The sequence below is a fragment of the Streptomyces sp. LS-MS-L19 genome (assembly GCF_058382285.1).
The window spans coordinates 9,572,691-9,587,583 of the sequence record NZ_JBYCLL010000001.1; the positions used below are offsets into that span (position 1 = coordinate 9,572,691).

A 14,893-nucleotide genomic window follows, 5' to 3' on the forward strand; every position below is an offset into this window, starting at 1 on the left:
TACGTAGAAACGCCTACACGCCGCGGAACTCGCCCGGGCGGCGCTCGCGGAAGGCCTTGAGCCCCTCGGCCCGGTCCTCGGTGGTGAACAGCACCGAGACGGTCTCGCGCTCGTACGCGATCGCCGCCTCCAGGTCCATGCCGAGCCCGTAGTCGACCAGCCGCTTGCCCGCCGCGAGGGCGAGCGGTGCCCCGGCCGTCAGTCCGCCGGCCAGCTTCTCGGCGGCGGCGAGCGCCCCACCGGGTTCGGCCAGCTCGTTGACCAGGCCGAGCTGCCAGGCGCGCTCCGCGTCGATCGGTTCGCCGGTGAGGATCATCTGCTTGGCGATCGCGGGCGGCATCAGGCGCGGGAGCCGCTGGGTACCGCCGGCGCCGGGGAGGACGCCGAGCTTCATCTCGGGCAGGCCCAGCCTGGCGCCGCGCTCCACGACCCGCAGGTCACAGGCGAGCGCCAGCTCCAGTCCACCGCCGAACGCGAACCCGTGAACCGCGGCGACGGACGGCTTGGGGAAGTCCTCCAGCAGTGCGTACGCCTGCGTCAGCCGCCCCACGAAGGCCCGGAACTGCCCGGCGGAGGTGAACGACTCGATCTCGCCCAGGTCGGCACCGGCCGAGAAGGCCCGGCCCGCTCCGGCCACGATCAGGGCGCGTACGTCGTCGTTGTCGCGCAGGTCGTCCAGTGCCCGGGTGAGCAGGTCCACCGTCTCGGAGCCGATGGCGTTGAGCCGTTCCGGCCGGTCAAGCGTCAACACGGCGATCCGGTCCCGGAGTTCGACACGCAGCACGGTGCTCACGGTGTCCACCTCAGACCATCGTCAGGCCGCCGCTGACCGAGAGCGTCTGCCCGGTCATGTAGGCGGCGTCGTCGGACGCGAGGAAGGACACCACACCGGCGATCTCCGCGGGCTGGGCGACGCGGCGCAGCGGGATCGCCCGCACGGTCGCGTCGTACATCTTCTGGCTGAAGTCGGCGACCTGGCCGAGCAGCGCCGTGTCGGTCGGTCCGGGGCAGACCGTGTTCACGGTGATGGCGTGCCGGGCGACCTCGCGGGCGAGGGCCTTGCCGAAGGCGATGACCCCGCCCTTCGTCGCCGAGTACACGACCTCACCGGAGGAGCCGACCCGGCCGGCGTCCGAGGCGATGTGCACGATCCGGCCGCCGCCGCGCTCGATCATCGAGTCGAGCACCGCCCGGGTCATGGTGATCGTGCCCCGGAGGTTGACGGCGATGATCCGGTCCCAGGTCTCCTCGTCGCTGTCGACGAACCGGCCGATGACGTCGATGGCCGCGTTGTTCACCAGCACGTCCACCGGGCCGAGTTCGGCCGTCACCCGCCGCACCGCCGCACGCACGGCCGCGCTGTCGGAGATGTCGGCGCCGACTCCCGTGGCGGGTACCCCGTGCCGTTCCGTGAGCCGGGCCGCGACCTTGGCCGCTGCCTGGGCGTCCACGTCGCAGACGGCGACCGAGGCGCCGTGGGCGGCCAGTGTGTCGGCGATCGCCTCGCCGATGCCCCGTCCCGCCCCGGTGACGAGCGCCACCTTGTCCCGTACGCTCACGCGCCCTCCCTCGCCCAGGTCCAGAAACAGCGCTATCGTATAACTACTTCAGCTAAATAAGCGAGATGCCGAGTGCGTGAGATGCGGGAGTGGAGCCGAGCATGCGCCGTACGATCTTCACCGAGGAGCACGAGCTGTTCCGGGAGACCGCCCGCTCCTACTACCTGCGGGAATGCGTCCCGCACACCGAGGAGTGGGAGCGTGACGGGCAGGTCGGCCGGGCCGCGTGGGCGGCGGCGGGCAAGGCCGGGCTCATCGGCTGGGAGTTCCCGGAGGAGTACGGCGGTCAGGGCATCCGGGACTTCCGCTACAACGCGATCATGGCCGAGGAGATGGCCGCCACCGGCGCGGTCGGCATCGGGCTCGGCCTGCAGAACGACGTCCTCCCGCCCTACCTCATGAACCTCACCACTCCCGAACAGAAGGCCCGCTGGCTCCCCGGAGTGATCGCGGGCGAGACGATCTGCGCGCTCGCGCTGTCCGAGCCCGCCGCCGGATCCGACCTCAAGGGCATCCGCACCACCGCCCGCCGCGACGGCGACGAGTGGGTGATCGACGGCTCCAAGACCTTCATCACCAACGGCATCCTGGCCGACCTGGTCGTCGTCGCCTGCAAGACCGATCCCGAGGCCGGGCACAAGGGCATCAGCCTGTTCGTCGTGGAGCGCGGTGCCGAGGGCTTCGAGCGCGGACGCAAGCTCGACAAGGTCGGCATGAAGGCCCAGGACACCGCCGAACTCTTCTTCCGTGAGGTGCGCGTGCCCGCCGAGAACCTCCTCGGGCAGGAAGGGCGCGGTTTCTACCACATGATGGGCAACCTCCCCACCGAGCGGCTCGCCATCGCGGTGGCCGCGCTCGCCTCGGCCGAGCGGGCCTTCGGCTTCGCGCTGGAGTACGCCAAGGACCGCACCGCCTTCGGCCGGCCCATCGGGCAGTTCCAGGCGAACAGGTTCGCGCTCGCCGACATCAAGGCCAAGCTCGGCGTGGCCAGGGTCTTCCTCGACGGCTGCATCATGGCCCTGGTCCAGGGCGAGCTGACGGCCGAGGAGGCCGCCGCCGCCAAGTACTGGACCACGGAGACCGGCTGGGAGGTCATCGACCGCTGCATGCAGCTCTTCGGGGGCTACGGCTACATCAACGAGTACGAGATCGCCCGCATCTGGCGGGACAGCCGGGTCCAGCGGGTGTTCGGCGGTACCTCGGAGATCATGCAGGAGATCGTCGGGCGGTCGCTGGGGCTGTGAAAGCCGGGACGTTAATTGACGATCCGTTCCATTGATTGGTTCGGCTAAATAGGTTATCTATTTAAGCTGTACGCAAGTCAGGGCGGCGGGCTCCAGGAGGCACCGTGGTCACGGTCGATGTGAAGCTGCACCAGGAACGGGCCGAGCAGGACCTGCCCCGCCCCCGGCTCGTGATCGGCGGCAAGGACCTGCACGACACCAGCGGCGGGCTGTACGAGCACGTCAACCCCGCCACCGGACGCGTCCAGGCCCTCGTCCCGCTCGCCGGCCCCGCCGAGGTGGACCGGGCCGTGGCCGCCGCCCGGCAGGCCTTCGAGGTGTGGGGGCCCATGCGGCCCGCCGAGCGCCGCCGACTGCTCACCCGCTTCGCGCAGCTCCTGCGCGAGCACATCCAGGACTTCGCGGCGATCTGCCCGCTGGAGAACGGCGTCTGCATCGGCGGCTGGGCGGAGAACGTCGGACCGCACGTCGCCGAGTGGACCGAGTACTACGCCGGCTGGGCCGACAAGATCGAGGGCATGGTCGGGGCCGCCTACAGCCCGCACGAGAACGTCGAGTACACCCTGGCGGAGCCGTACGGCGTCATCGGCCACATCATCACCTGGAACTCACCCGCGCTCTCCCTGGCGATGAAGGTCCCGCCCTCGCTCGCCGCCGGGAACACCGTGGTCATCAAGCCGGCCGAGTCCACGCCGTTCTCCGCCCTGCTCTTCGCCGACCTGGCCCGCGAGGCGGGCATCCCCGACGGCGTGATCAACGTCGTCACCGGACTCGGCGACGCGGGCGAGGCCCTGGTGACCCACCCCGGTGTCGACAAGATCTCCTTCACGGGCGGTCCGGCCACCGCGCGCCGCATCATGGCGTCCGCGGCCCAGAGCCTCAAGCCCGTCCTGTTCGAGCTGGGCGGCAAGTCCGCCAACCTGCTCTTCGCCGACACCGACCTGGAAACCGTCGTGCCGTACTGCGCGGCCTTCGCCATGAGCAACACCGGCCAGGGCTGCGCGCTGCCCACCCGCCTGCTGGTCGAGCGCCCGATCTACGACGAGGTGGTCGCCCGGGTCACCGGGGTCGTCGCCCACCTGCCGGTCGGCGACCCGCTGGACCCGGCGACCTACATCGGGCCGCTGATCGACCGGGCCGCCCGCGACCGCGTCCAGGGCGTCATCGACAAGGCGGTCGAGGACGGCGCCGGACGTCTCGTCCTCGGCGGTGAACGCATCGACGCCGACGGCTGCTTCGTCTCCCCGACCGTCTTCGCCGACGTCGACAACAAGAGCGACCTCGCCCAGCGGGAGATCTTCGGCCCGGTCCTCGCCCTCACCCCGTTCGACACGGAGGAAGAGGCCGTCGCCCTCGCCAACGACACCGAGTACGGCCTGTCCGCCTACATCCAGTCCCGCGACATAGCCCGCGTGAACCGTCTGGTGCCGCGCCTGAAGGCCGGGACGGTCTACGTGAACCCCGGCCCGAACCCGATCACCTCACCTGCCACACCCTTCGGGGGCGTCGGCATCAGCGGGTTCGGACGGGAAGGCGGCAGGGCCGGGCTGGAGGAGTTCATCCACGTCAAGGGCGTCGGCGTCGGCCGCGTCTGACGAGATCCCACAGGAGTCATCGACCGTGAATCCCGCCCGCCGCCTGACGTTCGGCGACCTCATCCGCGAACATCGCAGGTCCTACCCGGACGGCGTCGCCCTCGTCGACGGCGACACCCGGCTGACCTGGCCCCAGCTCGACGAGCGCACCAACCGCCTCGCCCACGCCCTCACCGACGCGGGCGTCGGCCCCGGAGACCGCATCCTGTGGCTGGGCCAGAACTCCCTCCGCATCTGGGAGCTGCTGGGCGCCGCGGCGAAGACCGGCGCCATGGTCTGCCCCGGCTACTGGCGCTGGGCCGCTCCCGAAATGGCCTTCGCCGTCGAGGACTTCGACCCCAAGGTCGTCGTCTGGCAGGACGAGGAGATCGGCGACACCGTCGCCAAGGCACGGGCCGAACTGGGCACCGACCACCGGGCGTTGTGGCTGCGCCACGACACCGACGGGCCCGGCTCCTACGAGTCCTTCCTGGCCTCCGGCTCACCCGAGGACCCGGCCGCGGACGTCGACCCCGACTCCGCGCTGCTGGTCATCTACACCGCGGCGATCTCCGGACGGCAGTCCGGCTCGATGCTCTCGCACCGCAACCTGCTGGCCATGGGCGTGAGTTCCGCCTGGATGGGGGACATCGGCGCGGAGGCCGCCTTCCTCGGCGCGGGGCCGATGTTCCACATCGGCAACTACCAGTTCTGGGGCGTCCCTGCCTTTGTCCACGGCGGCAAGAACGTCATCGTGCGCCGCGTGGTCGCCGAGGAACTGCTCCCGCTGCTCGCGGCGGAGGAGTGCACCCACGCCTACCTGATGCCGCCGACCATCGCGCAACTCGTCGCCCTGAACCGCGAGGCCGGCCACGACCTCTCCCACCTCCGGGCGAGCGTCGCCGCCCCCCTGTGGCAGGGCACCGTGCCCACCGACACCAGCCGCTTCACCCGCAACGGCGGCGGCGAGGGCCGCGGGTACGGGCAGACCGAGGTGACCGGCTTCGCCGTGACCGGCGCCTACGGAGGCACGGGCACCGGCAACGCGGGACGCCCCGGCCCCTTCACGGCCGTACGCATCCTGGACAGCGCCGGCGAGGAGTGCGCGACCGGGGTGGCCGGTGAGATCTGCGTCCGCGGTGACCTCGTGCACCTCGGCTACTGGAACCGGCCCGAGATCAACGAGGAGCGCTTCCGTTTCGGCTGGTGGCACACCACCGACCTCGGCCGGCGCGAGGCCGACGGCACGATCAGCTTCCTCGGCACGACCACCCGGATGCTCAAGTCGGCGGCCGAGAACATCTTTCCGGCCGAGGTCGAGAACTGCATCGAGGCGCACCCCGCGGTGAAGGAGGCCGCCGTGATCGGCGTCCCCAACGAGCGCTGGGCACAGGACGTCAAGGCCGTCGTCGTGCTCCACCAGGACGCGGGCGACATCACGGCGGCGGACGTCATCGAGCACTGCCGGGCGCGGATCGCGTCGTACAAGAAGCCGAAGACGGTGGAGTTCGTCGACGCCCTGCCCCGCACCAAGGACTACGCGAAGGACTACGAGGTGCTCGACGAGCGCTTCGGCGGGGGCGGTTACCCGGGTGGCGACACGCTCGGCGCGGGACGATGACCCCCGCGGACCGTCGCCTGCCGGTCGTCGTCGGTGTGTACGCCACCGAACAGGCGCTGTCCCTCCCGGACCGGGGCGCCATGGACCTCGCGCTGGAAGCCGTGACCGGCGCCGTCGCGGACGCCGGGCTGACACCCGCCGACGTCGACGGCGCCCAGGTCGACTGGCCCGGCCCGGGCGGCGTGCCCGGCGAGGGCAGCTCCTGGGCCCGCCTGCTCGGCCGGGACCTGCGCTGGACCAGCGACTCGATGCTCGACAACGCCGGCTCGCGGGGCCTGCTGAAAGCGGCGGCGGCGATCCGGGCCGGATTCTCGGACACCGTCGTCGTCGGCGGCTGCAAGCTGGTCTCGCGCGGGACGGGGCCCGTCGGGGCCGGGGTGGCGTTGGAGTTCGCCGATGTGTGGGGCAGCTATGTCGTCGCCCAGTTCGCGCTGGTGGCGGCACGGCACATGCACGAGTACGGGACGACTTCGCGCCAGCTCGCGGAGGTCGCCGCCACCATCCGCAACAACGGCACCACCAACCCGGAGGCGATGATGTACGGGCGCGGCCCCTACACCGCCGAGGACGTGCTCGCCTCGCGCATGGTGGCCACGCCCTTCCACCTGCTGGACTGCTGCATCGTCGGCGAAGGCGGTGCCGCGCTCGTCCTGACCACCGCCGAGCGGGCCCGCGACCTGCCGCACCCGCCCGTCGCCGTGCTCGGCGGCGGCATGGAGTACCACCAGGCCGCGTACGCCAACCCGGCCCTGCACCGGGAGGTCGGCGGGCTCGGCCGTGACGCAGCGACGCGCGCGTACGCGATGGCCGGTGTGAGTGCGCACGACGTGGACGTGTTCTCGCTGTACGACCCCAACTCCTTCGAGGTCATCCGGCAGTTGGAGATCCTCGGGCTGTGCGGCGAGGGCGAGGGCGGTCCGCTGGCCGCGAGCGGGGCCATCGCCGTCGGCGGCAAGCACCCCGTCAACCCGGACGGCGGCTGTCTGGCCTACGCGTGGAACGGCACCCAGCAGATGACGCTCAAAGTGGTCGAAGCCGTACGGCAGTTGCGCGGCACGGCGGTGCATCAGGTAGAGGGCGCGGAACTGGCCGTCGTGGGCAACGCCGGCTCCGGGGCTCAGCACTACGAGATGAGCGTGCTGGGGAGGACGCGATGAACCGGCCCGTCCCCGTCCCGACCGAGCTGTCCCGGCCGTTCTGGGAGGCCGCCCGGCGCGGGGAGCTGGTCGTGCCGCAGTGCCCGGCCTGCGGCCTGCGCTTCTTCGTCCCTGAACCGGCCTGTCCCGGCTGTCTGTCACGGGAGTGGCGGTACACGCCGAGTGCGGGCAGCGGGACCGTCTACTCGGTGACCGTCGTGCACCGGGCGCCCGGCTCCGGCTTCGACGCGCCCTTCGCGCTGGCCGTCGTCGACCTGGACGACGGGGGCACCCTGCTGTCGCACGTGGACGCGGGTGACCCCGACCGGGTCGTCATCGGATTGCGCGTCCGCGTGGACTTCCGCACCCTCACCGACGAGATCGCGCTGCCGTACTTCGTACCGGAGAGGTGAACGGCCCCCGGGTCGCTCACCACCTCACTACAATTTAAACACCGATTACTCTAAGTGTATTGAGTTAGCGGTTTACAGCGATAGCATCTCCCGCATCGTGCGGGCCCCACTGGGGCGGCCCGCCCCTGTGAGCATCGCTGAGGTCCTGAAGTGGCAGTGCATGCCCGAGCGTCGAAGAGACAGGGCCGACGGGAACCCCGAGCCGGACGCCAGCCGGCCCTGCGGACGGTCCTGCTCGTGCTGGCCCTGGTGCCCATCGTGACCCTGGTGGCGCTGTGGGCGGTCGACTCCGCACAGCTCTACACCGACTGGCGACGCCAGCAGGACCGCAACGACGTGTCCACGCAGGCCGCCCGGCCGGTCCTGGGGGCCTTCTTCAGCCTCCAGGAGGAACGACGGCTGAGCGAGGCGGCCCAGGCCGACCCCGCCGGGTACCGGAAGCAGCTGAGCGCCCAGCGGGCCCGCACCGACGCGGCCGTCAAAGCCGTCGAGGCGCTGCCCGACAGCGGGTGGAACGCGCCGGACGACATCCGCGGCGACGTCGTCGACCTGGGCAGGGCCCTGCGGAACCTGGCCGGCTACCGCGCGGGCGTCGACGGGCGGACCGCGTCGCCGCAGCAGACGTTCGACGAGTACACGGGTCTGATCTCCCGGCACCTGAAGGTGTTCAACACACTCAGCACCGTCGGCCTGCCCGGCATCGACCACCTGGTGCGCCCGGTCATCGACGAGGACTGGGGCGCCGAGATGATCTCGCGTGAGGACGCGCTGCTCACCCGCGCCTCGGTGAGCGGCAAGTTCACCGGTGACGAGCGGGCACAGCTCGCCGCCTGGATCGGCGCCCAGCAGTTCATCTACGACGACAAGGTCGTGCCGCTGCTGTCGGACGACGAGGCGCGGCAGTTCCGCAAGCTCATGGCGGGCAGCGCCTGGAAGAGGAAGACCGCCGTCGAACAGGCCGTGCTGGCGGGCTCCGCCACCGGCGGCGACACGGACCGCTTCTCCAAGGATCTCGGGCGGAAGTGGCGCGACAGCGTCCAGCAGGTCAGCGCGCAACTCCAGGAGCGCAACGCCGCCTACGCGAAGACCCTCACGGCCGCCACCGACGAGCAGTTGCGGTCGATGGAGACCCGGCTGATCGTCACGAGCGTCACCAACGCCGTAGCCGTGCTCGTGGTCGCCCTGATCACCGCCCTGTTCACCCGCATGCTGCGCCGCAGGATCTCCGCCCTGCGCACCGCCGCCCTGGACCTGCAGACCCGGCTGCCGGACGTGGTGGCCCGCCTGCGCCGGGGCGAGGTCGTCGACCAGGACGCCGAACTCCCGGCGATCCAGCACGGCGGAGACGAACTCGGACAGCTCGGCCGGGCCCTCAACCTCGCCCGCCGCACCGCCCTCGACACCACGGTGACCCAGGTGGGCCAGCTCCACGGCTTCGAGAAGCTCCTCCAGCGCATCGCCCGCCGCACCCAGCTGCTCATCGGCCTCCAGATGAAGAAGCTCAGCGAACTGGAGCGCAAGCACGAGGACCCCGAGGTCCTGGAGGACCTCTTCGACCTCGACCACCTCACCGCCCGCCTGCGCCGGTACGAGGAGAACCTGGTCATCCTCGGCGGCGGCCAGCCCCAACGGCGCTGGCGCAAGCCGGTGTTGGTGCTGGACGTGCTGCGCTCCGCACAGAGCGAGGTGCAGGACTACCGGCGGATCCAGATCGAGGTGCAGGGCCGCGTCTGGCTGTCCGAGCGCGCCGTCGGCCTCGTCATCCACGTCCTGGCCGAGCTGATGGAGAACGCGGTCGGCTTCTCCCGGCCTCCGACTCCCGTGGAGGTGTACGCCGCCCAGGTCGGCCGGGGTCTCGCGGTGGAGATCGAGGACCGCGGAGTGGGCATGGACGCCGAGCAGTACGAGGCGGTCAACCGGATGATGGCCGACCCGCCCCGCATGGACGTGATGTCGCGGGCCGACGACGTGAGACTCGGCCTGTACGTCGTCGCCCGGCTCGCGCAGGGCCTGGGCATCCAGGTGGAGCTGCGGCCCTCGGCGTTCGGCGGGACGCGGGTGGTCGTCCTCATCCCGGACGAACTGGTCGTCATCGACGACTCCGCGCCCGTCGAGGAGATCGTCAGCTCCTGGCCGCCCGCGCCGGCGCCCGTGCCCGATCCTGTGGCGTCGGACGTCGAGTCGGCTCCGGGCGCGGCGGTCCAGGACCCGGACCCGCGTGTCCCACGGCCGGCCACGACCGGTGCGCCGCCCGGCGCGGCCGCGCTGCGCGAGAGGCTGCAGAACGGCTCAGGCCGGCCCCGTCCCGTACCGCGTCAGTTCGGCGCGCCGGGCCCGGGCGACGGTCCGGCCCCGGGCGACGGTCCGGCCCCGGGTGACGGTGCGGCCCCGGGTGACGGTGCGGACCCGGTCACCCCACCGCGCCGGCGCCTCCCGTCCCAGCCGTTCGGCCCGGCACCGGTCCATGCGGCATCGGCCCGGCCCACGCCGGCCCACCCCACCCCGGTCCACTCGACGCCGGACCATCCGGCACCAGGGCATTCGACGAGGCCGGACCATCCGGCACCAGCGCATTCGATGACGCCGGGCCATCCGGCACCGGCCGCCCTCGGCGCATCAGCGCGGACCGCCGGCCCGGACGTGATACGACCGCTGCCCAAACGCGTCCGCCAGGCCAGCCTCGCCGACGAGCTGCGTGACCCCGACGCGGCCGTACGGCCCCCCTCGGACGAGCGGGAGGCCGGGCCCCGGCCCATCCCGGCCCGCTCCGGCGCCACCATCGGCGCCTTCCAACGCCAGTCCCGGATGGCCCGGCGTACGACCCCCACGGCAGACCGCGGCCCCGCCGACGCCCTGCCGACCCGCAGAAGTTCCCCGACGGAAGACTGACCATGACGCTGCGCACGACCGCCACTTTTCAGGATCTCGACTGGCTGCTGGACGGCCTGGTCGAACAGGTCCCGGGCACCCGGCACGCCATCGTGCTGTCCGACGACGGCCTGGTGGTGAGCCAGTCCAGCACCATCGCCCGGGGCGACGCGGAGCGCCTCGCCGCCGTGGCCACCGGTCAGCAGAGCCTGGCCCGCGGGGTCGGCACGCTCTTCGACGGGGGGCCGGTCCACCAGGTCATCGTCGAGCTGGCCGACCTGTGGCTGTTCATCTCGGCCGCCGGCCGCGGCACCCACCTGGCGGTCGTGGCCTCCCAGGAGGTGGACGCCGAACTCATGGCCGTCGCCATGCACACGCTCATGCAGCAGGTCGGCCAGCGCCTCGGCGCGGAGGCCCGCGTCGTCCTGCCCACCCTCGAGGGCGGTGTACGTGAGTGAGCCACTGGACGGACGGCCTGGAGCCGGACGACGCGGACGCCCAGTCCGTGCGGCCCTACACGATCACCCAGGGCCGCACCGCCCCGGGCCGTGACGACCTCACCCTGATCACCCTCGTCACGACCGTCGAACCGGAGGTCGCGGGCCGCTCCTCGCGCGGTCTGCAACCCGAACACCGCGCCATCCTGCGGCAGTGCCGTACGCCGGCCGCGGTGGCCGAGATCGCCGCCGGACTGGACCTGCCGATCTCGGTGGCCAAGATACTGATCGACGACCTGGTCGCCCTGGGCAGGGCGACCACCCGTCCGCCGCTCGCAGTAGCGGCAGGAAGCACCGTGGACATGAACCTGCTCAGGGCGGTGAGGGATGGTCTCCGTAGACTCTGACTTCACCTCACGCACCGTCGGCGCCGCTCCCGCGGCCGTCAAGATCCTCGTGGCCGGCGGCTTCGGCGTCGGCAAGACGACCCTCGTCGGCGCGGTCAGCGAGGTGGCGCCGCTGCGCACCGAGGAGTACCTCACCGTGGCCAGTGTCGGCGTCGACGACGTCGAGGGCGTCGAGCGCAAGACCACGACCACCGTCGCCATGGACTTCGGCCGCATCATGGTCAGCCCCCGGCTGGTGGTCTACCTCTTCGGCACGCCCGGGCAGGAGCGCTTCTGGTTCATGTGGAACGACCTCGTGCACGGCGCCCTGGGCGCGGTCGTCCTCGCCGACACCCGCAGGCTGGAGAGCAGCTTCGCGTCCATCGACTTCTTCGAGAGCCGGCGCATCCCCTTCGTGGTGGGCGTCAACTGCTTCCACGGTCGCCGGGACCGGGACGAGGGCGAGGTCCGTGAGGCGCTCGACCTCGACCCCGAAGTCCCGCTGATGATGGGGGACATGCGGGAACGGTCGGTCGGCCGCGACCTGCTGCTGTCCCTGGCCGACCATCTCATCCGAACAAACTCGATAACCTAGTTGAAATAGTTATCTAGTTGTAGAGTGGGGCCACCGGTACGCGCCGCGCTGCGCGCCTGCCGGCCGGACGGAGGTGGTCCCGCGATGAGTGAGACCGGAAGACGGGGCGGAGGCGGGCTGGGCGGCGTCCAGGTGCGGGTCCCCAAGATGGCCGAGCTGGTCGCGGCACGACTGCGCCGGATGATCGTGCGCGGCGAACTCGCCGAGGGCGACGCGCTGCCGTCCGAGACGGCCCTCATGGAGGAGTTCGCCGTGTCCCGCCCCACCCTGCGCGAGGCGTTCCGGGTGCTGGAGTCCGAGTCGCTGATCACCGTGCGCCGGGGCGCCCGGGGCGGGGCACGGGTCCAGATCCCGGAGGGCACGGTGGCGGCCCGGTACGCGGGCGTGGTGCTGGAGTACCGGGGGACGACCCTGAAGGACGTGTACGACGCCCGTACGGTGATCGAGGCGCCGTGCGCCGGTCTGCTGGCGGAGCGGCGCACGGACGGGGACCTGCGGCGGCTGCGGGACGCCGTTGACGAGGCCGAGGGGCTCATGGACGACCCGTCGGCCTTCATCCGCGCCCACATGGAGTTCCACGCACTCGTCGTCGAACTGGCGGGCAACGAGACCATCGGCGTCCTCAACGGCATGGTCCGGCACATCATCGACCAGGCGAACTGGTCCCATGTCGACCTCGACGCCGGCAGCCCCGAGAACATCCGGGCCAACCGGCGGGGTTTCCGCGCCCACCGCGCGCTCGTCGACCTGGTCGCCGCGCGCAGCGCCGAGGCCGCGGAGGAACTGTGGCGGGTCCATCTCCAGGAGGCCGAGGACTACCTGCTGCGCAGCAGGTCCATGACGACCGTCCTGGACCTGCTCGGCTGACCGTCCGGCTCTCCTGCTGCTCAGCTCTCGCGGAGCTCCGCCACGATCGGCTCCCACACCTCGGCGTCGATCTCGTACGCGGTGTAGAAGGACACCCGGTCGACCAGCGCCCCGTACCGGCGCCGGATCTCGCCCGCCACCCGCTCCGGCTCCGCGACCACGGCGAAGGTGTTGAGCACCTCGTCGTCCACGAGCCCGGTCATCGCCTCCCACTTGTCCTCGCGCCGGGACGTCGACAACGCGTGCAGCTCGTCGCCGAGTTCGCCCCAGCCGTGCAGCTCCAGCACGCCCCGATAGGCGGGCGTGCTGCCGTAGAAGGCGATCTGCCCGCGGGTGCCGTCGATCGCGCGGGCCATCTCCTCCTCGGTGCGGCCGGTCGCGGTCAGCAGCAGGTGGGAGACGGAGAAGTCGGAGCGCGTACGGCCCGACGCGGCCAGCCCGGCCTCGACGGTCGGCAGTGTGACCTCGCGCAGATAGCGCTCCGTGGTGAAGCCGTGCGCGAGCAGTCCGTCGGCCACCTCGCCCGCCACCCGCGTCATCGCCGACCCGACCGCGGCCACGAAGACCTTGGGCGCCCCTCCGGTCGCGGGCGGGGGAGAGAAGAACGGCGACATGAGCGTGTGCGAGTAGAAGTCACCGCGGAAATTGAGCCGTTCGCCCTCGTTCCAGGCGGCCCAGATGGCGTGCAGCGCACTCACGTACTCCCGCATACGGGCCGCCGGCCGGCTCCACGGCATGGCGAAACGCCGCTCGATGTGCGGCTTGATCTGGCTGCCGAGGCCGAGCGAGAACCGCCCGCCCGCATACGTCTGCAAGTCGTGCGCGGTGTACGCGAGTTGCATGGGGGAGCGGGCGAAGGCCACTGCGATGGCGGTGCCCACCTCGAGGCGGTCGGTGTGCTCGGCGGCCAGCGTCAGCGGCAGGAAGGGGTCGTGCTTGGACTCCGAGGCCCACAGGCCGTCGTAGCCCACCTTCTCGTGGTGCCTGGCCTCCTCCACGACCTCCGCGGTGCTCCACACGTTGAGCTTGCCGTCGACCTTCATGCCGCTCCTCCGACTGCTTCCATGCCGATGCGCTGTGCGAGCAGTTCGCGATGGTACGCGGGGTCGCCGAACAGCAACTGCGATGTCTTGGCCCGCTTCAGATAGAGGTGGGCCGGGTGTTCCCAGGTGAAGCCGATACCGCCGTGGACCTGGATGTTCTCCTCGGTCGCCTGGAGACAGGCGTCGGAGCAGAACGCCTTGGCCAGGCTCGCCACGGCGGGCAGGTCCGGCGCGTCGTCCGAGGCCGCGAGCAGTCCGTAGTGCGCGGCGGCCCGCGCCGACTCGACCTCCAGCAGGACGTCGGCCAGCAGGTGCTTGACGGCCTGGAAGGAGCCGATGGGCCGCCCGAACTGGTGCCGCACCTTGGCGTACTCCACCGCCATCTCCAGCGCGCGGGATGCCACCCCGACCTGTTCGGCGGCCAGCGCGACGGCGGCCCGGTCCAGGACCTGTGCGACCAGGTCCCAGCCGTCACCGTGCGTCCGCAGCCGGGTCGCCGGTACGTCGGCGTAGTCGAGGCGCGCCTGTCTGCGGGTCGGGTCCAGGGTGGGCAGCGGCTCACGCGTCAGCCCGGGTGCGTCGCCGTCCACCAGGAAGACGCCGATCCCGTCGTCGGCCCGTGCCACGGTGAGGACGACATCGGCGGCCGCGCCGTCCAGGACGAACGTCTTGTGCCCGGTCAGCAGCCAACTCCCGGCGGACGCACGGGCGGTGAGCCGCACGCCCACCGCGTCCCAGCGCGCGGAGTCCTCGGTCAGGGCCAGTGTGCCGACCAGCTCCCCGGAGGCCAGGCCCGGCAACAGCCGCTTGCGGGCCTCCTCGTCGGCGCAGCGCAGCAGCGTGGTGGTCGCCAGGACGGCCGAGGACAGGAAGGGCGCGCACAGCAGCGCACGGCCCGCCTCCTCCATGACCACGCCCACTTCGACCGGCCCGTACCCGGCGCCGCCGTACTCCTCGGGCACGGCCAGTCCCTGAAGGCCCAGCTCCGTGCCCATACGGCGCCACAGCGCACGGTCGAAGCCCTCAGGGGTCTCCATGAGGCGCCGTACCTCGGTCTCGGGCGAGGTGTCCGCGAGGAACGCCCTCACCGTGCGCCCGAGTTCCTCCTGCTCCTCGCTGAACGCGAAGTCCATGCGGGTACTCCTTTCCG

Annotated in this window: 14 protein-coding genes; 10 read left to right on the plus strand and 4 right to left on the minus strand. The window is 71.6% G+C overall.

Going from position 1 to position 14,893, the window contains the following annotated elements:
• Nucleotides 1-13: 13 nt before the first annotated feature.
• Nucleotides 14-793 (minus strand): enoyl-CoA hydratase/isomerase family protein, encoded by a 780-nt coding sequence (locus tag AC2XR2_RS42760; RefSeq protein WP_491518129.1) that lies wholly within the window; start codon nt 791-793, stop codon nt 14-16.
• Between the two features lie 10 nt (nt 794-803).
• On the minus strand, nt 804-1,559 hold the full coding sequence (locus tag AC2XR2_RS42765) for an SDR family NAD(P)-dependent oxidoreductase (RefSeq protein WP_391192163.1): 756 nt from the start codon (nt 1,557-1,559) through the stop codon (nt 804-806).
• A 101-nt stretch (nt 1,560-1,660) separates the two neighbouring features.
• Between AC2XR2_RS42765 and AC2XR2_RS42770 the strand changes: the two genes are divergently transcribed.
• The 10 genes from AC2XR2_RS42770 to AC2XR2_RS42815 all read left to right on the plus strand — a co-directional run bounded on the left by AC2XR2_RS42770 (nt 1,661) and on the right by AC2XR2_RS42815 (nt 12,700).
• On the plus strand, nt 1,661-2,803 hold the full coding sequence (locus tag AC2XR2_RS42770) for an acyl-CoA dehydrogenase family protein (protein WP_491518130.1): 1,143 nt from the start codon (nt 1,661-1,663) through the stop codon (nt 2,801-2,803).
• A 104-nt stretch (nt 2,804-2,907) separates the two neighbouring features.
• Complete coding sequence (locus tag AC2XR2_RS42775) at nt 2,908-4,398, plus strand: aldehyde dehydrogenase family protein (protein ID WP_491518131.1); 1,491 nt, start codon at nt 2,908-2,910, stop codon at nt 4,396-4,398.
• Between the two features lie 25 nt (nt 4,399-4,423).
• Nucleotides 4,424-5,998: an AMP-binding protein gene (locus AC2XR2_RS42780; protein WP_491518132.1), complete on the plus strand. Its 1,575-nt coding sequence runs from the start codon at nt 4,424-4,426 to the stop codon at nt 5,996-5,998.
• The gene (locus tag AC2XR2_RS42785) at nt 5,995-7,155 is read left to right on the plus strand and encodes a thiolase family protein (RefSeq protein ID WP_491518133.1); all 1,161 of its coding nucleotides are present in this window, start codon (nt 5,995-5,997) and stop codon (nt 7,153-7,155) included. Before AC2XR2_RS42780 ends, AC2XR2_RS42785 begins: the two co-directional genes overlap by 4 nt.
• On the plus strand, nt 7,152-7,547 hold the full coding sequence (locus AC2XR2_RS42790; protein WP_491518134.1) for a Zn-ribbon domain-containing OB-fold protein: 396 nt from the start codon (nt 7,152-7,154) through the stop codon (nt 7,545-7,547). Before AC2XR2_RS42785 ends, AC2XR2_RS42790 begins: the two co-directional genes overlap by 4 nt.
• Nucleotides 7,548-7,697: 150 nt before the next feature.
• Nucleotides 7,698-10,436, plus strand: a complete 2,739-nt coding sequence (locus AC2XR2_RS42795; protein WP_491518135.1) for a sensor histidine kinase — start codon at nt 7,698-7,700, stop codon at nt 10,434-10,436.
• Nucleotides 10,437-10,438: 2 nt separating this feature from the next.
• Entirely contained in the window at nt 10,439-10,873 is a 435-nt protein-coding gene (locus AC2XR2_RS42800) for a roadblock/LC7 domain-containing protein (protein WP_330262219.1), read from the plus strand.
• Nucleotides 10,870-11,259, plus strand: a complete 390-nt coding sequence (locus AC2XR2_RS42805) for a DUF742 domain-containing protein (RefSeq protein ID WP_381297652.1) — start codon at nt 10,870-10,872, stop codon at nt 11,257-11,259. Before AC2XR2_RS42800 ends, AC2XR2_RS42805 begins: the two co-directional genes overlap by 4 nt.
• Nucleotides 11,240-11,833 (plus strand): GTP-binding protein, encoded by a 594-nt coding sequence (locus AC2XR2_RS42810; RefSeq protein WP_330262218.1) that lies wholly within the window; start codon nt 11,240-11,242, stop codon nt 11,831-11,833. The genes AC2XR2_RS42805 and AC2XR2_RS42810 overlap by 20 nt, the downstream gene beginning before the upstream one ends.
• A gap of 84 nt (nt 11,834-11,917) precedes the next feature.
• Nucleotides 11,918-12,700: a FadR/GntR family transcriptional regulator gene (locus AC2XR2_RS42815; RefSeq protein ID WP_491518136.1), complete on the plus strand. Its 783-nt coding sequence runs from the start codon at nt 11,918-11,920 to the stop codon at nt 12,698-12,700.
• 20 nt (nt 12,701-12,720) lie between these two features.
• Here the strand turns inward: AC2XR2_RS42815 and AC2XR2_RS42820 are convergent, their stop codons facing one another.
• Nucleotides 12,721-13,743, minus strand: a complete 1,023-nt coding sequence (locus AC2XR2_RS42820) for an LLM class F420-dependent oxidoreductase (protein WP_491518137.1) — start codon at nt 13,741-13,743, stop codon at nt 12,721-12,723.
• A complete protein-coding gene (locus AC2XR2_RS42825) occupies nt 13,740-14,876 on the minus strand; it encodes an acyl-CoA dehydrogenase family protein (protein ID WP_491518138.1) in 1,137 nt (378 codons plus the stop codon). The genes AC2XR2_RS42820 and AC2XR2_RS42825 overlap by 4 nt, the downstream gene beginning before the upstream one ends.
• Between the last annotated feature and the right edge of the window lie 17 nt (nt 14,877-14,893).